The organism is Pseudomonas sp. ADPe (genome assembly GCF_014843515.1).
GTDB lineage: Bacteria > Pseudomonadota > Gammaproteobacteria > Pseudomonadales > Pseudomonadaceae > Pseudomonas > Pseudomonas citronellolis.
Genome location: NZ_CP062122.1, coordinates 6,318,793 through 6,337,635 on the forward strand (window position 1 = coordinate 6,318,793; position 18,843 = coordinate 6,337,635).

The window sequence follows — 18,843 nt, forward strand, 5'->3', positions numbered from 1 at the left end:
CTGGGCGGCGGCCTCGGTGGCGGCGGGGGAGCGGGCGTGGCGCTGCCGCTGGACGGCGAGCGGGACCACCACGGCTAGGCGCTTCATGAAGAAGCCCGGCGGAACCTGGAGCTCCGCCGGGCCAGCTCAGGGCTACAGCCTAGCTCCTGCCGCCGCCGTGGCTGTGCTGGCCACCCTTGCGGCCGGCCTCCGCGGCTCTTTCACGGTCATTGGCGAAGTTGCCGCCACTGCGGGAGCCGCCTTTCTTGCCGGCTTCCGAGGCTTTCTCGCGGTCGTTGGCGAAGTTGCCGGGGTTGCTGCTCTTCGAAGTCATGATGAACTCCTCAGGGTTGGTTTCCACTGAATGGGCGAACCGTCATCGGCCCGCACATGTAGTGGGAAGGCCACGTGGTCGAATGGTTCGAAGAAGTTTCGCCAGCGGTTGCTCGGGGCCTGCCGGGCGGCAGGCGATCGATCGATTTGAACCCTGGCGGCGCATGGGCTTCTTACCCTGATACCCATGCTTCGAGAGGGAGAGGCCCATGGCACGCTGGAAGATCAGTTACCACAAGGACAACAACACGAGCGTCCTGTCCATGCCGTCCGCGCACAAGCCGAGCATGCAGGAGGCGGAGCGCTACCTGCTGGAGTGGGCGCGCCGCAACCTGGAGAAGGGCGAGTACGGCGCCGCCCACGAAACCCCCGAGGGCGACGCGACCGATGCGTTGCTGCGCCTGTATGGCATCACCATCACGGGCATCACCCGCGAATGACGGACCGCTGGGGAATGGCTCCCTGTGGCGAAGGGGAAATGGCTCTTTGTAGTGGACCAATCCCCGCGCATCATGGGGGCCTTCCCAGTACCCGGAGAACGGCATGTACCTGCCCGAGCATTTCCGCGAAACCCGCGTCGACGCGCTGTACCGCCTGATCCAGGCCCACCCGCTGGGCATGCTGGTGCACGGCAGCGGCGGGGGGCTGGACGCCGACCACATCCCCTTCGAACTGCTCCCCGAAGAGGGTTGCCTGCGCGCCCACGTGGCCCGGGCCAACCCCTTGTGGCAGCACGCCGATGGCAGCGAGGTGCTGGTGGTGTTCCGCGGCGCGGAGCACTACATCTCGCCCAACTGGTACCCCAGCAAGCACCTGAGCCACGAGCAGGTGCCCACCTGGAACTACCAGGTGGTGCACGTGCGCGGCACCCTGCGGGTGGTCGACGACGAGCGCTTCGTCCGCGGCCTGGTGGGCCACCTAACGCGGCAACACGAGGCCGGCGAGGCGCGGCCCTGGCGCATGGCCGATTCCACCCCCGCATTCATCGCCGGGATGCTGGCCAAGGTGGTCGGCATCGAGGTGCAGATCCACGAGCTGGTCGGCAAGTCCAAGCTCAGCCAGAACAAGGTGGCCGACGACATCCGCGGCGCGGCCGGGCGCCTGGACGAGGAGGGCGCCGCCGAGCTGGCCGGGGCCATGCGCGAGCAACTGCCGTCCTGACGCGGCGCTGGCCGGCCCCGCCGCCGCCGGCTATCGTTGGTCCTTTTCCATCGCTACCGGGGAGTTTCAGCATGTCCACCGCCCTGCTCGTCATCGACGTCCAGCACGCCCTGTGCGGCGGCGCCGACGCCTGCTTCGACCACCAAGGCGTGGTCGAGCGCATCAACGGCCTGGGCCGCCGTGCCCGCGACCTCGGCCTGCCGGTCATCTTCGTCCAGCACGAGGAGCCCGAGGGCGACTTCCGCCCTGGCAGCGAGGGCTGGCAACTGGCTCCGGCGCTGCAGGTGGCCGATGGCGAGCCGCGGGTGCGCAAGACCACGCCCGACTCCTTCCACGGCACCGAACTGGATGCCCTGCTGCGCAAGCTGGGCGTGACCGGCCTGGTGATCTGCGGCATGCAGACCGACTTCTGCGTCGACACCACGGTGCGCCGCGCCCTGGCCGAGGGCTACGACGTGGTGCTGGCCGGCGACGCCCACAGCACCCTGGACAACCGCGTGCTGCGCGCCGAGCAGATCATCGCCCACCACAACGAAGTGTTCAGCCGCATGAGCAGCTTCGCCCCGCGCCTGGACGTGCTGCCCAGCGCCGCGGTGGCCTTCGACTGATGCCTGCCGTGCGTCCGGCCGCCAGCCCCTGTGGCGGCGCTGCGGATAAGGTGGAGTAGGGCGCCGGCGACTTTCCCGCACCGGCAGCGCCCGTGGCGGAGGGATAGTCGATGGCCAGCCGAGCGACAGCCTGGCGACCGCTGCGCTGCCTGTTGCTGGCGGCGTTGCTGGCGCTTGCGGCCTGCGCCGGGCACAAGGCCGCCGAGCCGCTGGCGCCGGTGACGGCGGCCACCTGGGCACAGGTGGACCGCGACATCGCCTCCGCTTCCATGGCCGCCGCCGACAAGGCCGAGGACTACGCCCGCGGCGCCATGGAAAACTGGATGGACCTGGTCTACCAGCGCACCGACAGCGACTTCATCCCCTGGTTCTCCGGCTACTGGACGCAGCAGTGGCTGGGCTTGCGGGTGGCCTGGTACAAGCTCGGCGACAGCCAGAAGAGCCCGGCGGTCAGCCGCCTGTCCGTCTACCTGCAGGGCCAGTACCAGCGCCGCGTGCTCGAACCGGTGGCGCGGCAGGTCGACCCCGCCGCGGTGATGGAGGCCGCCACCCGTTTCTACGTGCAGGCCCTCGCCGGGCAGCTGGACGCCATCCCCGAACGCCTGGGCGTGCCCCGCGCGCAGCTGGACCAGCGTTTGCAGGCCATCCCCGCCATCGCCCTGGGCCCACCCGCCACACGGGATGCCTCGCTGTACCAGCTGTTGCAGGCGAAGCGCCTGGAGCAGTTGCCGGCCTACCAGGCGTTGATCGCCCGGGTGCACGATGCCTCGACGCGCACCGGCGTGGACGTGGACGAGCCGGACCAGGGCGTGTCCGCCGTGGCCCGGCGCACCAGCGAGAAACTGTTGGGCGAGGTGACCGTCAGCGGCGCCGTCGGCGCCATCGCCGCGGCGGTGGGCAAGGCGGCGGGTACGATGCTGTCGCTGGGCAGCGCCGGGCTCACCGCGCTGTCCCGCGACCGCGAGCGCCCGCAACTGGAGGCGCAGCTGCGCAAGGACCTCAACGACGCCTTCGACCAGCAGTGGCTGGCGCTGATGGGTAACAGCCAGAGCGGCGTGCTGGCCGGCGTGCACTACCTGTCGCTGCAGGTGGAGGCGGGCGTGGCCACGCCCTGGACCGCGCAGCCATAGAGGGCGCGGCGCGGAACGGGTAGATTAGGCGCACTTTCCGCCGCCCTCCCGGAGCCGCCCCATGTCCACCGCCGCGCCCGCCAGGTTCATGCCCAGCCTGGATTCGATCATCGCCGCCCATGCCGAACTGCGCGCCGCGCGGCCGCTGGTGCAGTGCCTGACCAACGTGGTGTCGGCCAACTTCATGGCCAACGTGCTGCTGGCCGCCGGGGCCTCGCCGGCGATGGTCGACAACCCTGAGGAGGCGGCCGGCTTCGCCCGCGTGGCTGGCGCCGTGCTGGTCAACCTGGGCACCCCTACCAGCGCCCAGGTGGAGGGCATGCGCCAGGCGGTGCGTTCGGCGGTGGTCCACGGCACGCCCTGGGTGCTGGACCCCATCGGCGCCGGCGGCCTGCCCTGGCGCGGCGGAGTGGCCGCCGAGCTGCTGCAGCAGCGCCCGGCGGTGGTGCGCGGCAATGCGTCGGAAATCATCGGCCTGGCCGGGCTGGGGCAGGGCGCGCCGGGCTTCGACAGCTCCGACGACCCGGCCCGCGCGGTGCCGGCGGCGGTGGAATTGCTGCGCAACTGCCAGGCGGTATCGGCCTCGGGCGCGGTGGACCATCTGCTGGGCTGGGTCGGCGATAGCCGCGAAAGCGCCGTGCCACGCCTGCTGCGCATCGGCGGCGGCAGCGCGTTGCTGCCGCGGGTGACCGCCTCCGGCTGCGCCCTGGGCGCGCTGGTGGCGGCCTACACGGCGGTGGCGGTGGACGCCTTCACCGCCCTGGCGGCGGCCCACGTGCATTTCGCCGTGGCCGCGGAAATCGCCGAGGCGGCCAGCCGCAGGCCGGGCTCCTTCGCCGTGGCCTTCATCGATGCCCTGGACGCGGTGGACGCCAACCTGCTGCGCCAGCGCGCCAGGCTCATGTCGGTGCAGTCCACGGCCTGAGGCGAGGCGCGTTCAGTCGTCGCGGGTCAGCACTTCCAGCAGCTCGATTTCGAAGATGAGGTTGGAGTTCGGCTTGATGTGCGCGCCGATCTGCCGCTCGCCGTAGGCCAGGTGCGCCGGCACGAAGAGCTTGCGCTTGCCGCCGACGCGCATGTTCATGAGGCCGATATCCCAGCCTTTGATGACGCGTCCGGTGCCGATCACGCACTGGAAGGGGCGGCCCTTGTCGTAGGAGGAATCGAAGACGGTGCCGTCTTCCAGGGTGCCCCGGTAGTGGGTGGTGATCAGCGCGCCCTTGACCACTGCCTTGCCGTCGCCCGGGCGGATGTCCTCGATACGCAGTTCGTCGCTCATGTCTGTGCCTCTGTCGCAGGTGGCGGCCCGGCCGGGCCGTTTCGGGGCGCCGTTTTCGCAGGAAACGCCGCGCAAGGCAACAGGCGCGCTCAGGAGTCCTTGTTGAGCAACGCGGCCAGCCCGGCCAGGGCCTTGTGCGTGACCTTCGGCCCGCTGGCGCCGGCGTCGTTGCCCTGGTAGTGGGCGTCGACCTGGCGCTGGTGCTCGTTGTCGTGGCAGTAGAGGCACAGCAGTTCCCAGTTGGAGCCGTCCTCGGGGTTGTTGTCGTGGTTGTGGTCGCGGTGGTGCACGGTGAGTTCGCTCAGGCGCTTGCCGGAGAACTCGCGGCCGCAGCGCCCGCAGATCCAGGGGTACATCTTCAGGGCCTTTTCCCGGTAGCTGCTTTCGCGGCGCTGCTGGGCTTCGGCGAGGAGCTGGTCGACCTTGCTGGTGGGTTTGGCGGGGGTTGGCATGGTGGTGGCTCGGGTGGTTGGGGAGAGGTTTTCAGCATACCTCCGTTGGGGGGGATTTGCTTTTTGTGGGGGGCGAGGGGACTTGCTTGCGGATGGAGTTTCCCGGTTGCGCTGGTGTTGGGTATGAGAGCGCCCTCTCCCCAGCCCTCTCCCTGAAGGGAGAGGGGGCTTGTCCGTGCCGAGATAAGGAATGGTTTCAGCCGGTAATCACTGTGCTAGCCGGCTAACGCCGAACTATCAGCATCTGCCCAACGGTCCCCTCTCCCTTCAGGGAGAGGGTTAGGGAGAGGGAACGGAGCAACCGGCAACACCATGGCCCCCGGCGAGCACGGTTCGCGAGCAAGCTCGCTCCTACAAGAGCCTGGAGCCTGCCTGCCCTACGGATTCCGCTCCGGCCCCGTCGCCGGCCGATCGTCCGGCCGCGACCAGATCCACAGGTTACCGATCGCCATGCCCAGCACCACCGCATACAGCCAGTAACCATGGGGCAGGGTGAGCAGCATGATCGCCAGCGCCGCGAGCATCGCCAGGCTGGCGGCGACCTTGGCCCGGCGGGCGATGGCGCGGCCGTTGCGCCAGTTGGCGAGGATGGGGCCGAACAACCGGTGGTTCTCCAGCCAGGCGCTGAGCCTGGGCGAGCTCTTGGCCGCGGCCCAGGCCGCCAGCAGCACGAACTCGGTGGTCGGCAGGCCGGGCACCACCAGGCCGACCATGCCCACGCCCAGGCTGGTGTAGGCGAGCAGGGCATAGAGCAGGCGGACGGTGCGCGAACGGGCGGGCTGGGACATCGGGACGGCAGCGACGGGGGTGAAAGGCGCATCCTGGCGGCTGCCGGGATGCGCGTCAATCATCGCGTCAGGCGTGGGCGGCGGCATGCTCGTAGGCGTGCTGCAGCAGGGCGCCGAAACGCTCGAAGGCGGCCAGGGCGCCGGCTTCGGCCGCGCGTTCTTCCTCGGCGCTCAGCGCCAGGCCGTCGAGGGTGCGGGTGAAGCGCTTCCAGCCTTCGGCGCGGCCGCCGGCCGGCTCGCCCAGGTGGCGGGCGCCGAAGTTCTCGTCCAGGCCCAGGGCGGCCACGCGCTTGATCAGGAAGGCGGCGCCGAGCTTGGAGCCCTCGGAGACGAACAGCCAGCCCAGGGCCTCGGCGCGGGACGGATTGGCCGGGGCGCCGGCCACCGGCACCGGGACCTGGGCGCCGAGGTCGGCGAGGTCGGCCTTCGCCTGCCGGGCGCGGCAGCGTTCGGGCAGGTCGGGGAAGATCGCGCCCAGCTCGGCATCCTGGTACAGCGCCTGCAGCTCCGACTGGAACAGGTACTGGGCGACGACGAAGGGGGTGAAGTTCTCGCGGCTGACGAAGGGATCGTGGGCCTTCACCGCGGCGTCCAGGCGCTGGTGCGGGGCGTGGGTCGCCAGGTTCAGGCGCTGGGAACGCAGGGCGGGGGCTTCCAGGGTGGTCATGCAGCAGGTTCCTTGAGCGATGGATTCACAGAAGACGAGACGAACGAGGGCGGGAAAAACGTAAAGAACGGATGAGAGGTTCCCCTGTAGGAGCGGGCCCTGCCCGCGATTTCGCGCGCAGGGCGCGCTCCTACAGGTGAATCCGGAGGTGCGCATGGCGTAGCGGATCTTATCCGCGAATCGCGCCGGTGGTTCCGGCTATCGCGGACAAGGTCCGCTACACCGTCGGCACCCGCAACACTCCGTAGGATGGTGTTGAGCGAAGCGATACCCATCGCCATGACCGCATGGGTATCGCAGGCTCGGCCCATCCTACGAAGAGCGCTTACCTCAGATATCCCACACCAGGTTGACCGAGAAGTTGCGCCCCGGCTGGGTCAGGCGGTCGAGGTTGGCCGGGGCCAGCACCGAGGCTTCGCCGACGCTGTCGTAGCCGCGCACGTCGTCCCACAGCCAGTACTTCTTGTCGGTGAGGTTGTACACGCCGGCGTTCAGCGTCAGGTCGTCGGTCAGCTTGTAGTAGGCGGTCAGGTCGAGGATGCCGAAGCCGGGGGTCTTGAACTGGCTGCTGGTGCCGTCCGGGGCGTTGAAGGTGGTGTCGTCGACACGGTCCTTGCGCTTGACCAGGGTCCAGTTCAGCAGGCCGCCGTAGACCTGGCTGGGCGCGTCGTAGCCCAGGCCGAACACGCCGGTCAGCGGGTTGACGCTGTTGAGCGGCTCGCCGGTGTCCTTGTTGCGGCCGTAGGCGTAGGCCACCGAGCCCTTGGTGTAGAGGCCCTGCGGCGCGCCGAACGGGGCCAGTTCCAGGCGGCCCTTGAGCTCCACGCCCTTGATGATGGCGTGCTTGATGTTGTTGCTCTGGAAGGTGACTTCGTTGTAGCCGGCGGTGATGGCGTCTTCGTTAATGAAGTCGCGGTACTTGTTGTAGAACACCGAGACGTCGAACGAGCCGATGTCGAAGGTGCCGCGCAGGCCGGTCTCGTAGCTCTGGCTGCGCTCCGGGTCCAGGTCCGGGTTGGGCTCCACGCGGTAGCCGCTGGTGGGGTTGTCGAAGCGGCCGTACAGCGCCTTGGCGGTCGGGGTGCGGAAGCCCTGGGCGTACTGGCCGTACCACAGGTAGTTGTCGTCGAAGGAGTAGGTCACGCCGAGCTTGGGCGAGAGCTGGTGCCAGGTCTTGTCCTCGCTGCTGACTTCGCCGTCGCCGCTCTGGTCGGCGGTGTTGAGGAATTCCTCGGTGATGTGCGGCTTCAGGCGGGTGTAGTCGTAGCGCAGGCCGGGCAGGAAGGTCCAGGCGTTCCAGCGGATCTCGTCCTGGGCGAACAGGCCGTAGGTGTCGATGGTCGGGTCCGGGAAGTCGCTGCTGCGCGCCAGGGTGTCGCTGGCGCTGCTGGCGCCCACGGCGGTGCAGCCGCGACCCACGGCCAGGCAGGTGCCGCTGCCTTCGCGGTAGCCGGTGACCTTCTGCCGCTTGAGGTTGGTGCCGTAGGTCAGCAGGTGGTCGGTCTCGCCCAGTTCGAAGCTCTTGTCCAGCTGCAGGTCGAACACCCACTGGCGTTCCTTGTAGAGGGTGTCGCGGGTGCGCAGGACCTGGCGGGTCATGGGGTAGTAGAACTCCTCGGTGCCCTGGTCGGTCTTCGCCACCTGATAGTTGAAGGTCCACTTGGCGTGGTCGGCCAGGGCGCTGTCGACGAGGAACTGATGGTCCAGGCCGAAGCGCTCGCGGGTGATGGTGTCGCTGGCCTTGCGCCACTGGTACATGCCGCCGGGCAGGATGCTCGGCGGCAGGGCCGGCGCGCCGTTGGAGTAGGGGCCGCCGTAGGCGCTCTTCTGGTCGGAATCGACGTCGTCCTTGTAGTGCTCGTAGGTCAGGCCGAAGCGCGAGCCTTCGGCGTAGTTCCAGCCCAGCTTGGCCAGCACGTTGGTGGTGCGCACGTCCTCGGGGTTGGCTTCGGTGCGGGAGAGGCCGGTGCCGCCGTGGCTGCCATAGGACTCGGTCTCGTGGCCATTGCGCTGGCTGACGTGGAGCAGGGCGTCGAAGTCGTCGTGGCGGCCGGCGACGGTGGCGGAGGTCAGCCAGCTGTCGTCGGCCGAGCTGTAGCCGGCCTTCAGGCGGGCGCCGACGTCCTTGCCGTCCTTGATGATGTCGCTGGGGTCGAGGGTGAAGTAGCTCACCGCGCCGCCGATGGCGTTGCTGCCGTACAGCGCCGAGGCCGGGCCGCGAAGGATTTCCACGCGCTTGACGATTTCCGGGTCGACGTAGTTGCGCTCGGTCTGGGCGTAGGGGCCGTTGAAGAAGGAGCCGGGGATCTCGACGCCGTCGATCTGCGTCAGCACGCGGTCGCCGTCGATGCCGCGGATGTTGTAGCCGGTGATGCCCGAGCGCTGGCCGGTGCCGCCGACGCTGACGCCGGGTTCGTCGCGCACCAGCTCCTTGATGCTGTTGACGTTGTTGCGGTCCAAGTCGGTGCGGCTGCGCACGCTGACGGTGTTCGGCACCTCGTTGACGTTCTGCGCCTGGCGGGTGGCGGTGACGGTCTGCGGCTGCAATTCGATGGCACGGGCGCCCGGGGCGCGGAACAGCACGACGTTGCGCTCGGACACCTGGCGGTAGTCCAGGCCGCTGCCGGCCAGCAGGCGCTTGAGCGCCTGCTCGGCGCCCAGGCGGCCGCTGACGCCGGGGGAGGTGACGCCGCTGGCCAGCTCCGCCGGCAGGGCCACCTGCCAGCCGGTGACCGAACTGAAGGCATTCAGCGCGCCGGCCAGGGGCTGGCGCTCGATGGCGAAGCGGTAGCCGGCCTGGGCCTGGCTGCTGGGCTCGGCGGCCTGGACGCCGGCGGCGGGCACGGCGGCCAGGGCGACGGACAGCGCCAGCAGCGACAGGTTGGCGGGTGCACACAGGCGTTGCAGGGGGGAGCGTCGGGCGTGGGTGGTCATCGAAGGCTCTCTTCTGAAGTTTCGCCGCATTTAAAATGCGAATCAGTTGCATTGGCATTTGACGAAACGAACGAGACTTCGGGATCGCGTAAAAATAGTTTTCGGGGGGCGGCCGGGGGGCAATCGCGGACGGAGTCCTACGGTTCCAGGAGGCACTGCTTTTCGTAGGATGGCGTTGAGCGAAGCGATACCCATCAGCGCAACCGCATGGGTATCGCAAGCTCAACCCATCCTACGAAAAGCACATCAGCACGACCGGCGAGACAGTTGCCCTACCGCTCTTGCTTCCAGCTTCGTAGGGCGAATAACCGTTTGCCGGCGGGAGTAGGAGGACGCTGTCCGCGATTCGGCGCCTGGCTCAGAACCCCAGCAACTGCCCCACCTGGTCCCCCTGCGGATTATCGCTGCGGCTCACCAGCGCATAGTTGTAGTCGCCCTGGCTCCAGTAGCGCGTCAGCAGCTCGCCGTCCTGCCGCTGGCCGTGGGGCAGCAGCAGGTGGCCGGGGCCCGGCGGGCGGATGAAGAAGCTCAGGCGATGGCCCTGGGCATCCTCGTAGATCACCAGCGCCGCCGCGCCCTGCTCGGTGGCCAGCAGGCGCGCGCCGACGCTGCGCAGGCCCAGGCGGTCGAGGTCGGCGGGCAGGTTGGCGTTCTCCAGGTAGCGGCCGAGCCAGTTGCGCACGTTCTCCCCGGCGCGGGTGTCCAGCGGCGCGCTGCTGCCGTTGGCGGCGAACAGGCGGTAGGCCTGCACCGCGTCCTCCATCGGCTTGCCGTGCCTGACCAGGCTCATTTCGCGGGCCTGCCAGCCACCCAGGCTGCCCACGCCCAGGGCCAGCAGCAGGGCGGCGGCGGTGGCAAGGCGGGCGCGGCGGCGTTCGCGCAACTGGCGGCGGATGCGCGCCGGGTCCAGCGCCGGGCCGGCCGGCGGCAGGGCGCGGCTGGCCAGGGCGGCGCGCAGGTGCTGGGCGTCCTGCCGCCATTGCTCGACGCGGCGGGCCTCCTGCGGGTGGCTGGCCAGCCAGGCTTCGATCCATTGCCGGCGCTCGGCGTCCAGTTGGCCGTCGAGGTAGGCGTGCAGGTCGCTTTCGGTAGGCGTCAGTTCGCTCATTTGAGTACCCGTAGGGAAGGGGCGCCGCTGCTGCCTTCGCTGAGCGCGCGCAGGGCCTGGCGTGCGCGCGACAGGCGCGACATCACGGTGCCGATGGGGATCTGCAGGGCCTCGCCGACCTCGCGGTAGCTCAGCCCCTCGACGCTGACCAGGGTGAGCAGGGCGCGCTGTTCGGCCGGCAGGCGTTCGAAGGCCTCCAGGGTGGAGCGCGCGCTGACGATGTCCTCGGCGGAGGGGCTGCGTTCTTCCGCGCCGCCGAACAGCGCGAGGATGCGCGCGTAGCGGCGGGCGCGGCGCTGGCCGTCGACGAACAGGCGGTAGAGGATGGCGAACAGCCAGGCGCGCAGGTCGCCGTCGCCGCGTTTGCCGCCCCAGGCCGACAGGGCCTTTTCCAGGGTGGCCTGGACCAGGTCGTCGGCGCTGGCCGCCTCGCGCGTCAGGGACAGCGCGAAGCGCCGCAGGCGCGGCAGCAGTTCGCGCAGTTGCTGGTCATCCAGTTCGTTCATCGCGCCGTGGCCGTCGGCCGTCTCCGTGGTTCGTCGAGCCGGTGGGACGAATCCCCGCGCAGTTTATTCCACCGCCGGTCGGCTTTCGGGCGAATTTCCGCTGCCGGGAATAACCCGGCGCCTGGTGCGTCGTACGGGCTCATCGAACCTGGCCCAATGAGGACCTACCCATGACCCAACCCGACTCGGCGCCGCCGAACCTGCCCCTGCCCCTGCGCCTGGCGACCATCGCCCTGGCGGTGGGCGGCCTGGCCGCCGCCTTCGCCTATGCCGCCGGCTGGATCGGCCCGCAACGCCTGACCCCGGCGCGCCTGGTGGACAGCCTGGAGCAGAACGGCGGCGTCTACCCGGCCTACCGCCGCAACCATGCCAAGGGCCTTTGCGTGGTCGGCCATTTCGACAGTAACGGCGCCGGCGGCGAAGTCTCCCGCGCCGTGGTGTTCGCCAGGGGCAGCGTGCCGGTGGTGGGGCGCCTGGCCATTCCCGGCGGCAACCCGGCCGCCAGCGACGGCGCCGCGCCCATCCGCAGCCTGGCCCTGCGCTTCCTGCCCGGGCACGGCGGGGAATGGCGCACCGGGATGAACGCCATGCCGGTGTTCGTGGTGAACAGCGTGCAGGGTTTCTACGCGCTGCAGCAGGCCTCGCGGCCGCAGCCGGGCAGCGGCAAGCCCGACCCGGCGAAGCTGGCCGCGTTCTTCCAGGCGCACCCGGAAACCGCCGCCTTCCGCGCCTGGGTGAAGAGTTCCACGCCTTCGTCCAGCTACGCCAACAGCGCCTACTACGGCCTCAACGCCTTCTTCCTGGTGGACGGGCAGGGCCGCGAGCACCCGGTGCGCTGGTCGGTGCAGCCGGAAGCGCCTTACCAGCCGATGAGCGCCGAGCAGCGCGGCGAGGCCGACTTCCTCGCCGCCGAGCTGCAGCAGCGCCTGGCCCAGGGGCCGCTGAAATGGCGGTTGATGCTGACTCTCGGCGAACCCGGCGACTCCACCGCCGACGCCACCCAGGCCTGGCCGGCGCAGCGCCGCAGCATCGATGCCGGCGAACTGGTCATCGAGCGCGCGCTGCCCGAGCAGGGCGGGCCCTGCCAGGACGTCAACTACGACCCGCTGATCCTGCCCGACGGCATCCGCGCCTCGGACGACCCGCTGCTGAGCGCGCGCTCGGCGGCCTATTCGGAATCCTTCAACCGCCGTACCCGCGAGCAGGCCGCCATGCCGGCCAAGGAGCCGCAGCCGTGAAAGCCGAACCCCGCTACTTCCCCTTGCCGCTGCGCGTATTGCACTGGCTGATGGCGCCGCTGGTGATCGCCATGCTGCTGATCGGCCTGGCCATGGTCGCCAGCGCTTCGCCCGCCCATGCCACCCTGGTGGCGATCCACAAGCCCCTGGGCGCGGCGCTGCTGGTATTGGTGCTGCTGCGCCTGGCCATCCGCCTGAGCCGGCGGGTGCCGGCGCTGCCGCGGGAAATGCCGGCGTGGCAGCAGCGCCTGGCCCATGCCTCGCACTACCTGCTGTACGCGCTGCTGATCCTGCAGCCGCTGGTGGGCTGGACCATGCAGTCGGCCGGCGGCTACCCGGTGGTGCTGTTCGAGGGCCACGAGCTGCCGGCCCTGGTCGACCCCTCGGTGTGGCTGCACAGCCTGCTGCGCAGCGCCCACAGCGTGATGGCCTACCTGCTGATGGCGACCATCCTGCTGCACCTGGCGGCCGCGCTGTTCCACGGTCTGATTCGCCAAGACGATGTGCTGCCCAGCATGACCGGCGGCCGCCTGCCGAGCGGCGCGGACGAGCCCTGAGGGAAGCCGGCCGGCTTCAGCGCGGCGTCACAGCAACTGGCTGTCGATATGGATTTCGCCGCTGAGCAGCTTGTGCACCGGGCAGGCGTTGGCGATCTCCAGCAGACGCTGGCGCTGGGCGTCGTCCAGCGCGCCGTTCAGGCTGATGTCGCGGGCGATGCGGCTGTTGCCGGGTTTCTCCTGGCTGAGCCTGAGCTGCACCTGGATGCCGTCCAGCGGCCATTGCTTGCGCCGCGCGTACATGGCCAGGGTGATGGCGGTGCAGGCGCCCAGGGACGACAGCAGCAACTGGAAGGGCCCCGGGCCCTGGTTGCCGCCGCCCAGCTCGGCGGGCTCGTCGGCCAGCCACTGGTGCAGGCCGTCGGACAGGCTGACCTGGTAGGGAATGCCGGCGTGGCTGGCGGTGACGGTGGCGTCGCTCATGGCAAGGCTCCTTGGCCTGGAAGGGGAGGCCTGGGAGTCTAACCGCTCTGCCACGGGCTTACACGGCGGCTCGGATTCAAGCCCCGCGCATCTGCTGCAACCTGATATGCCGCCGCGCGCTGCGCGCCAGGCGGATGCCGAGCAGGATCGCCGCGCAGGTCAGGCCGACGATCAGTCCCTCCCACAGCCCGCGCGGGCCGGTGGGCTGTTGCAGCCAGTCGGCGAGGCCGAGGCTGTAGCCCACCGGCAGGCCGATGCCCCAGTAGGCGAACAGGGTGATGAGCATGACCGCGCGGGTGTCCTGGTAGCCGCGCAGGGCGCCGGCGGCGGTGACCTGCAGGCCGTCGGAGAACTGGAACAGCGCCGAGTACACCAGCAGCGCGGCGGCCAGCGTCAGCACCTCGGGGTCGCGGGTGTAGAGCGCGGCGATGTGTTCGCGGAACACCAGCATGGCGCTGGCCGAGATGGCTGCCCAGGCCAGCGCCGTGGCCATCCCGGTGCCGGCGGAGAAGCGCGCGTCGCGCGGGCGGCTGGCGCCCAGGGCCTGGCCGACGCGGACGGTCACCGCCATGGCCAGGGCGTAGGGGATCATGAAGGCCAGGGCGCTGATGTTCAGGGCGATCTGGTGCCCGGCCACGACCTTCTCGCCCAGCTCGCCGATCAGCAGGGCGATCACCGAGAAGATGCTCGACTCGGCGAAGATGGCGATGCCGATGGGCAGCCCGACGCTGACCAGGCCGCCGATCACCTTGCGGTCCGGCCGCTCCCAGTGGGCGAACAGGGCGCTGGGCCGGTAAACTCGGGCGCTGTTCACCCATACCAGCATGCCCAGCAGCATGAACCACATCACCGTGCCGGTGGCCCAGCCGCAGCCGGCGCCGCCCAGGGCCGGGACGCCCAGGTGGCCGTAGATCAGCACGTAGTTGAGGGGGATGTTCAGCAGCAGCCCGCAGACGCCCAGCACCATGCTCGGCCGGGTGCGCCCCAGGCCGTCGCTGAAGCAGCGCAGCACGTGGTACAGGGCCACCGCCGGCAGGCCGCAGGCGATGCCGCGCAGGTAGAAGCGGCTGGGTTCGATCAGCGCTTCCTCGACCTTCATCGCCCGCAGGATGGGCTCGGAAAGGAACCACAGCGCGGCCGCCGCCAGCGGCCCCACCAGCAGCGCCAGCCACAGCGCCTGGCGCACCAGCGGGCCGGTGCCGGGCTGGTCGCCGGCGCCGAAGCGCTGGGCGACCTTGGCGGTGGTGGCCAGCAGCGTGCCGGTCATCAGCAGGAACACCGGGATCCAGATGGAGTTGCCCAGGGCCACCGCGGCCAGGTCGCGGGGGCCGACGCGGCCGGCCATGACGGCGTCGACGAAGCCCATGGCGGTGGTGGCCAGCTGGGCGATCATGATGGGCGCGGCGAGGGTGAGCAGCTCCCTGAGTTCGGTGGCGATGCGCCGTCCGCGCGAGACGGGCTGGGCAATGGCAGTCACGGCTGTCCTTGGCTGAGCTTACGTGGGGAAGCCGGCCAGTCTATCGCCTGACGGTAGGGTCAGGAAAGCGCCGCGCACGCGGGCCGCGACCCCCGGCCGTGGCGCTGGTAAAGTGGCAGGAATCATCCGTAGGAGCTTTCCCCAATAGGAGCTTTCCCCATGCGCATCCTTGCCGACGAGAACATTCCCCTGGCCGAGGCCTTCTTCGGCGCCCAGGGCGAGATCCGCCGCGTCCCCGGGCGCGCCATCGACCGCGCCACCCTGGGCGACGCCGAGGTGCTGCTGGTGCGCTCGGTGACCCAGGTCGACCGCGAGCTGCTGGAAGGCAGCGCGGTGCGCTTCGTCGGCACTTGCACCATCGGCACCGACCACCTGGACCTGGGCTACTTCGCCGAGGCCGGCATCGCCTGGTCCAGCGCGCCGGGCTGCAACGCCCGCGGCGTGGTGGACTGGGTGCTGGGCAGCCTGCTGGCGCTGGCCGAGGCCCACGGCGCGGACCTGGGCAAGCGCCGCTACGGCGTGGTCGGCGCCGGCCAGGTCGGCGGGCGCCTGGTGGACGTGCTGCGCGGCCTGGGCTGGGACGTGCGGGTGTGCGACCCGCCGCGGCAGGCCGCCGAGGGCGGCGACTTCGTCAGCCTGGAAGAGATCGTCCACGAATGCGACGTGATCAGCCTGCACACGCCGCTGACCAGCATGGGCGCGCACATGACGCGCCACCTGATCGACGCCGAGCGCCTGGCCCACCTGCGCCCCGGCGCCTGGCTGCTCAACGCCAGCCGCGGCGCGGTGGTGGACAACCTGGCGCTGCGCCAGCGCCTGGAGAGCGGCGCCGACCTGGACGTGGCGCTGGACGTATGGGAAGGCGAGCCCCAGGCCGACCCCGAACTGGCCCAGCTGTGCCGTATCGCCACCCCGCACATCGCCGGCTACAGCCTGGACGGCAAGCTGCGCGGCACGGCGCAGATCTACGAGGCCTTCTGCGCCTGGCGCGGCATCGAGCCCAGCGTGCAGCTGGACGACCTGCTGCCGGCGCAATGGCTGATGGAACTGAGCCTGGGCGAGGACTGCGCGCCGGACTGGGCCCTGGGCCTGCTGTGCCGCGCGGTGTACGACCCGCGCGGCGACGACGCGGCCTTCCGGCGTAGCCTGGTGGGCAGCGCCGAGGCGCGCCGCGAGGCCTTCGACGCGCTGCGCAAGCACTACCCGCCGCGCCGCGAGATCACCGGCCTGTGGGTGGACATCCAGGGTGAGGCGCCGGCGCTGGAACGCCTGGTCCAGGCGCTGGGCGCCAACCGCGTCGGCGAGTAGGCAGGGGAAAGGGCCCGCCAGGGCGGCGGGCCGGAGGGGTCAGCGCGCGCGCTTCTGCACGCAGCTGCCTTCCAGTTCGCGGCAGGCGCGCTGGATCATGTCTTCGGTGATGGGTATCTCACGGCCCTGGGCGTCGATGATCGAGCCGCCCACCGGCTGGTCCGGGGCGGGACGCGGGGGTTCGCGACGCGGGGCGTTGTCATGGGTGGGGTGCGAGCTCATGGCCAAACTCCTCATCGAAAGCTGCTGCAGTCTAGGCAGAATCACATGAAGTCCCGGTGACAGCGCGCGCCGGGCGAAACGACCGCCATGGCCGCGGGCGCGAGCCGGGCGGCGGGGCGGTGAATGCTTGTTATGAGCCGGTCCCTCCCGGACCTGGTATCCGTGGGAAAGTCCTTTGAGGTTGAGTATGGACGGATTTCACCTGGGCCTGATCGTCAATCCGCTGGCCGGTATCGGCGGCGCCGCCGCGCTCAAGGGCAGCGACGGCGTCGCTGAGCAGGCCCTGGCGCTGGGGGCCGCGCCGCGCGCGGCCGAGCGCACCCGGCAGGCGCTGGAGGTGCTGCTGCCGTTGCGCGAGCGCCTGCGCTTCCTCACCTTTCCGGGGCCGATGGGCGGCGACTTGCTGGCCGAGATGGGCTTCCACTTCGAGGTGATCGGCGAACTGGCAGGCGAGCGCACCAGCGCCGAGGACACCCGCCGCGCCGTGACCCTGCTGCAGGACGCCGGGGTGGCGCTGATCCTCTTCGCCGGCGGCGACGGCACCGCCCGCGACGTCGCCGCGGTGGCGCGCGAGGGCCAGCCGGTGTTGGGCATCCCGGCCGGGGTGAAGATCCATTCCGGGGTCTATGCGGTCAGCCCGCGGGCGGCCGGCGAGCTGGCCCGGCGCCTGGTGGAAGGAGGCCTGGTGCGCCTGGCCCAGGGCGAGGTGCGCGACCTCGACGAGGCGGCGCTGCGCGAGGGCCGGGTGGCGGCGCGCTGGTACGCCGAGCTGACGGTGCCGGAGGAAGGCCGCTTCATGCAGCACGTCAAGCAGGCCGGGGTGGAGACCGAGGAGCTGGTGCTGGCCGACATCGCCGACTGGCTGCGTGACACCTGGGAAGACGGCGTGCGCTACGTCTTCGGCCCCGGCTCGACGCTGCACGGCCTGGCCCGCGAACTGGGCCTGGAGACCACGCTGCTGGGCGTGGACGTGATCGAGAACGGCGAGGTGATCGCCCGCGACGTCACCGAGCAGCAGCTGTTCGAACTGGTGGACGACTACCCCAGCTGGCTGCTGGTGACGGTGATCGGCGGCCAGGGCCACGTGATCGGCCGCGGCAACCAGCAGATCAGCCCGCGGGTGCTGCGCGCCATCGGCCTGGAGCGCCTGCGGGTGGTGGCCACCAAGCGCAAGCTCGGCACCCTGGAAGGCCGGCCGCTGCTGGTGGACAGCGGCGACCCGCAGCTGGACGCAAGCTTCCCCGACGCGCTGCGGGTCTGGGCCGGCTACAAGGAAGAACTGCTCTACCCGCTGGCCGAGGCGCTGTAGCCGTCCAGGCCGAGGAAGCGGGCGAGCGGGGCGATGCGCGAGAACAGGCAGCGCTCCAGCAGCCAGACCAGCAACAGCGAGGCGCCCAGCAGCGGCAGGTACAGCCCCAGCAGCACCAGCACGACGAAGGCCAGCGCCGGGTAGCGCGCACCTGTCATGGCCGCCGGCGCGCCCAGCACTCCCTGCGGCCGGCGCCGCCACCACAGCACCAGGGCGCTGAGCGCCAGGCAGATCAGCCCCAGGGTGGTGAACAGCCCGAGCGCCTGGTTGGCCACGCCGAACAGCTGGCCCTCGTGGGCCGCCACGCCATAGCCGATGACGCGGTCGAGCAGCGGCCGCTGGGCGAAGTCCACGCGCTTGAGCACTGCGCCGGTCTGCCGGTCCAGCACTAGGTTGACGCGCTGCGGGCGGTTGGCCGCGTCCGAACGCGCGGTCCACTGCGGGGCCATGGCCGAGGGCGGCGCCAGCAGCACGGGGTAGGGCAGGTCCAGCGCCTGCACGGTTGGCAGCATTCGGTCCAGCGCGGTGTAGTCCGGCGTCGGTGGCGGCATGTCGGGCATGGCGTGGTGCATGCCCGGCATGTTGGCGTGCTCGTCCGCCGGGGCGGCGTTCTGCGCGCGGCGCTGGGCCATCTCCTCGGCGCGGCCGGTGGTCCAGTCCTGCTGCACCGTCTGCTTCGCCGCCCACTGGCGGACCTCCTTGAGCGCGCCGCCCCAAAAGGTCGCCCAGGGCAGGCCGCTCAGGATCAGCAGCAGGGCGAACAGCGACACCCAGAACCCGGTCACCCCATGCAGGTCGCGCCAGAACAGCCGGCCGCGCTGGCCCAGGCGCGGGTAGAGCACCCCGCCCAGGCGCGTGCCGCGCGGCCACCAGAGGTACAGGCCGGTCACCAGCAACAGCACCGTCCAGCAGGCCGCCAGTTCCACCAGATAGGAGCCGGTGCTACCCATCAACAGTTCACCGTGCAGGTGGAACAGCTGGCGAGTGAATCGCTGGTCCTCGACGACCTGGTGCAGCACCTGGGCGTCGGTCGGATCGACATAGACGCGGCGCAGGTCCTCGCCGTTGCCGACCAGGACCTGCGCGGCGTCGCGCGGACCATCCGGCAACTGGTAGGCATTCAGCCGCGCGCCGGGCACCGCGGCCAGGGCCGCGCGCACCTGTTCGCTGACCGGCAGCCGCGCGGCGGCCGCGTCCACCTGGTTGTAGGGGCTGTCGAGCAGGGCGTCGATCTGCGGGCGGAACAGGTAGATGGAGCCGGTGAGCGACAGGGCGAGGATGAACGGGATGCAGAACAGCCCGGCGTAGAAGTGCCAGCGCCAGATCAGGCGGTACAGCGCGGCGCGGTTGGCTGGTGTCATGGC

At 70.6% G+C, this 18,843-nt stretch carries 20 protein-coding genes and 1 pseudogene; 9 read left to right on the forward strand and 12 right to left on the reverse strand.

What is annotated here, in order from left to right:
• Window positions 1–139: 139 nt before the first annotated feature.
• Window positions 140–289: pseudogene (locus tag IG194_RS28590) on the reverse strand (general stress protein); the annotation flags it as partial.
• A 232-nt stretch (window positions 290–521) separates the two neighbouring features.
• Between IG194_RS28590 and IG194_RS28595 the strand changes: the two are divergent.
• The 5 genes from IG194_RS28595 (at window position 522) to thiM (ending at window position 4,136) form a co-directional block, all read left to right on the forward strand.
• Window positions 522–752: a hypothetical protein gene (locus tag IG194_RS28595; protein ID WP_009620247.1), complete on the forward strand. Its 231-nt coding sequence runs from the start codon at window positions 522–524 to the stop codon at window positions 750–752.
• A 103-nt stretch (window positions 753–855) separates the two neighbouring features.
• Window positions 856–1,473 carry an FMN-binding negative transcriptional regulator gene (locus tag IG194_RS28600; protein ID WP_058489498.1) on the forward strand — a complete coding sequence of 206 codons (618 nt, stop codon included), beginning with the start codon at window positions 856–858 and terminating at the stop codon, window positions 1,471–1,473.
• 71 nt (window positions 1,474–1,544) lie between these two features.
• Window positions 1,545–2,081, forward strand: a complete 537-nt coding sequence (locus IG194_RS28605) for a cysteine hydrolase family protein (RefSeq protein ID WP_058489499.1) — start codon at window positions 1,545–1,547, stop codon at window positions 2,079–2,081.
• A 110-nt stretch (window positions 2,082–2,191) separates the two neighbouring features.
• A complete protein-coding gene (locus IG194_RS28610) occupies window positions 2,192–3,211 on the forward strand; it encodes a hypothetical protein (RefSeq protein WP_058489500.1) in 1,020 nt (339 codons plus the stop codon).
• A gap of 61 nt (window positions 3,212–3,272) precedes the next feature.
• On the forward strand, window positions 3,273–4,136 hold the full coding sequence (gene thiM, locus IG194_RS28615; protein ID WP_141679761.1) for a hydroxyethylthiazole kinase: 864 nt from the start codon (window positions 3,273–3,275) through the stop codon (window positions 4,134–4,136).
• Between the two features lie 12 nt (window positions 4,137–4,148).
• Here the strand turns inward: thiM and IG194_RS28620 are convergent, their stop codons facing one another.
• The 7 genes from IG194_RS28620 to IG194_RS28650 form a co-directional block, all read right to left on the reverse strand.
• Window positions 4,149–4,490, reverse strand: a complete 342-nt coding sequence (locus IG194_RS28620) for an FKBP-type peptidyl-prolyl cis-trans isomerase (RefSeq protein WP_043272616.1) — start codon at window positions 4,488–4,490, stop codon at window positions 4,149–4,151.
• A gap of 89 nt (window positions 4,491–4,579) precedes the next feature.
• Complete coding sequence (locus tag IG194_RS28625; protein ID WP_043317887.1) at window positions 4,580–4,942, reverse strand: YajD family HNH nuclease; 363 nt, start codon at window positions 4,940–4,942, stop codon at window positions 4,580–4,582.
• Between the two features lie 377 nt (window positions 4,943–5,319).
• The gene (locus tag IG194_RS28630) at window positions 5,320–5,730 is read right to left on the reverse strand and encodes a YbaN family protein (protein WP_058489501.1); all 411 of its coding nucleotides are present in this window, start codon (window positions 5,728–5,730) and stop codon (window positions 5,320–5,322) included.
• A 67-nt stretch (window positions 5,731–5,797) separates the two neighbouring features.
• Entirely contained in the window at window positions 5,798–6,397 is a 600-nt protein-coding gene (locus IG194_RS28635) for a biliverdin-producing heme oxygenase (protein ID WP_058489502.1), read from the reverse strand.
• 330 nt (window positions 6,398–6,727) lie between these two features.
• Window positions 6,728–9,331, reverse strand: a complete 2,604-nt coding sequence (locus tag IG194_RS28640; protein ID WP_058489503.1) for a TonB-dependent receptor — start codon at window positions 9,329–9,331, stop codon at window positions 6,728–6,730.
• 358 nt (window positions 9,332–9,689) lie between these two features.
• Window positions 9,690–10,439 carry an anti-sigma factor family protein gene (locus IG194_RS28645; RefSeq protein WP_061561646.1) on the reverse strand — a complete coding sequence of 250 codons (750 nt, stop codon included), beginning with the start codon at window positions 10,437–10,439 and terminating at the stop codon, window positions 9,690–9,692.
• A complete protein-coding gene (locus tag IG194_RS28650; RefSeq protein WP_058489505.1) occupies window positions 10,436–10,945 on the reverse strand; it encodes a sigma-70 family RNA polymerase sigma factor in 510 nt (169 codons plus the stop codon). The genes IG194_RS28645 and IG194_RS28650 overlap by 4 nt, the downstream gene beginning before the upstream one ends.
• A 170-nt stretch (window positions 10,946–11,115) precedes the next feature.
• Between IG194_RS28650 and IG194_RS28655 the strand changes: the two genes are divergently transcribed.
• Both IG194_RS28655 and IG194_RS28660 read left to right on the forward strand, forming a co-directional pair.
• Complete coding sequence (locus IG194_RS28655; RefSeq protein ID WP_058489506.1) at window positions 11,116–12,183, forward strand: catalase family peroxidase; 1,068 nt, start codon at window positions 11,116–11,118, stop codon at window positions 12,181–12,183.
• Complete coding sequence (locus tag IG194_RS28660; protein WP_058489507.1) at window positions 12,180–12,740, forward strand: cytochrome b; 561 nt, start codon at window positions 12,180–12,182, stop codon at window positions 12,738–12,740. Before IG194_RS28655 ends, IG194_RS28660 begins: the two co-directional genes overlap by 4 nt.
• Before the next feature lie 27 nt (window positions 12,741–12,767).
• Here the strand turns inward: IG194_RS28660 and IG194_RS28665 are convergent, their stop codons facing one another.
• The gene (locus IG194_RS28665) at window positions 12,768–13,163 is read right to left on the reverse strand and encodes an OsmC family protein (protein ID WP_058489508.1); all 396 of its coding nucleotides are present in this window, start codon (window positions 13,161–13,163) and stop codon (window positions 12,768–12,770) included.
• 76 nt (window positions 13,164–13,239) lie between these two features.
• The gene (locus tag IG194_RS28670) at window positions 13,240–14,640 is read right to left on the reverse strand and encodes an MATE family efflux transporter (protein ID WP_058489509.1); all 1,401 of its coding nucleotides are present in this window, start codon (window positions 14,638–14,640) and stop codon (window positions 13,240–13,242) included.
• Between the two features lie 159 nt (window positions 14,641–14,799).
• Between IG194_RS28670 and pdxB the strand changes: the two genes are divergently transcribed.
• A complete protein-coding gene (gene pdxB, locus IG194_RS28675) occupies window positions 14,800–15,948 on the forward strand; it encodes a 4-phosphoerythronate dehydrogenase PdxB (protein WP_058489510.1) in 1,149 nt (382 codons plus the stop codon).
• A 39-nt stretch (window positions 15,949–15,987) separates the two neighbouring features.
• On the opposite strand, the gene IG194_RS28680 is transcribed toward pdxB, so the two are convergent.
• The gene (locus IG194_RS28680; RefSeq protein ID WP_009620307.1) at window positions 15,988–16,170 is read right to left on the reverse strand and encodes a PA1571 family protein; all 183 of its coding nucleotides are present in this window, start codon (window positions 16,168–16,170) and stop codon (window positions 15,988–15,990) included.
• Between the two features lie 187 nt (window positions 16,171–16,357).
• On the opposite strand from IG194_RS28680, the gene IG194_RS28685 reads away from it, so the two are divergent.
• The gene (locus IG194_RS28685; protein WP_058489511.1) at window positions 16,358–17,479 is read left to right on the forward strand and encodes an ATP-NAD kinase family protein; all 1,122 of its coding nucleotides are present in this window, start codon (window positions 16,358–16,360) and stop codon (window positions 17,477–17,479) included.
• Here IG194_RS28685 and IG194_RS28690 read toward each other — a convergent pair.
• The gene (locus tag IG194_RS28690; protein WP_058489512.1) at window positions 17,455–18,840 is read right to left on the reverse strand and encodes a PepSY-associated TM helix domain-containing protein; all 1,386 of its coding nucleotides are present in this window, start codon (window positions 18,838–18,840) and stop codon (window positions 17,455–17,457) included. The genes IG194_RS28685 and IG194_RS28690 overlap by 25 nt on opposite strands.
• Window positions 18,841–18,843: the final 3 nt, after the last annotated feature.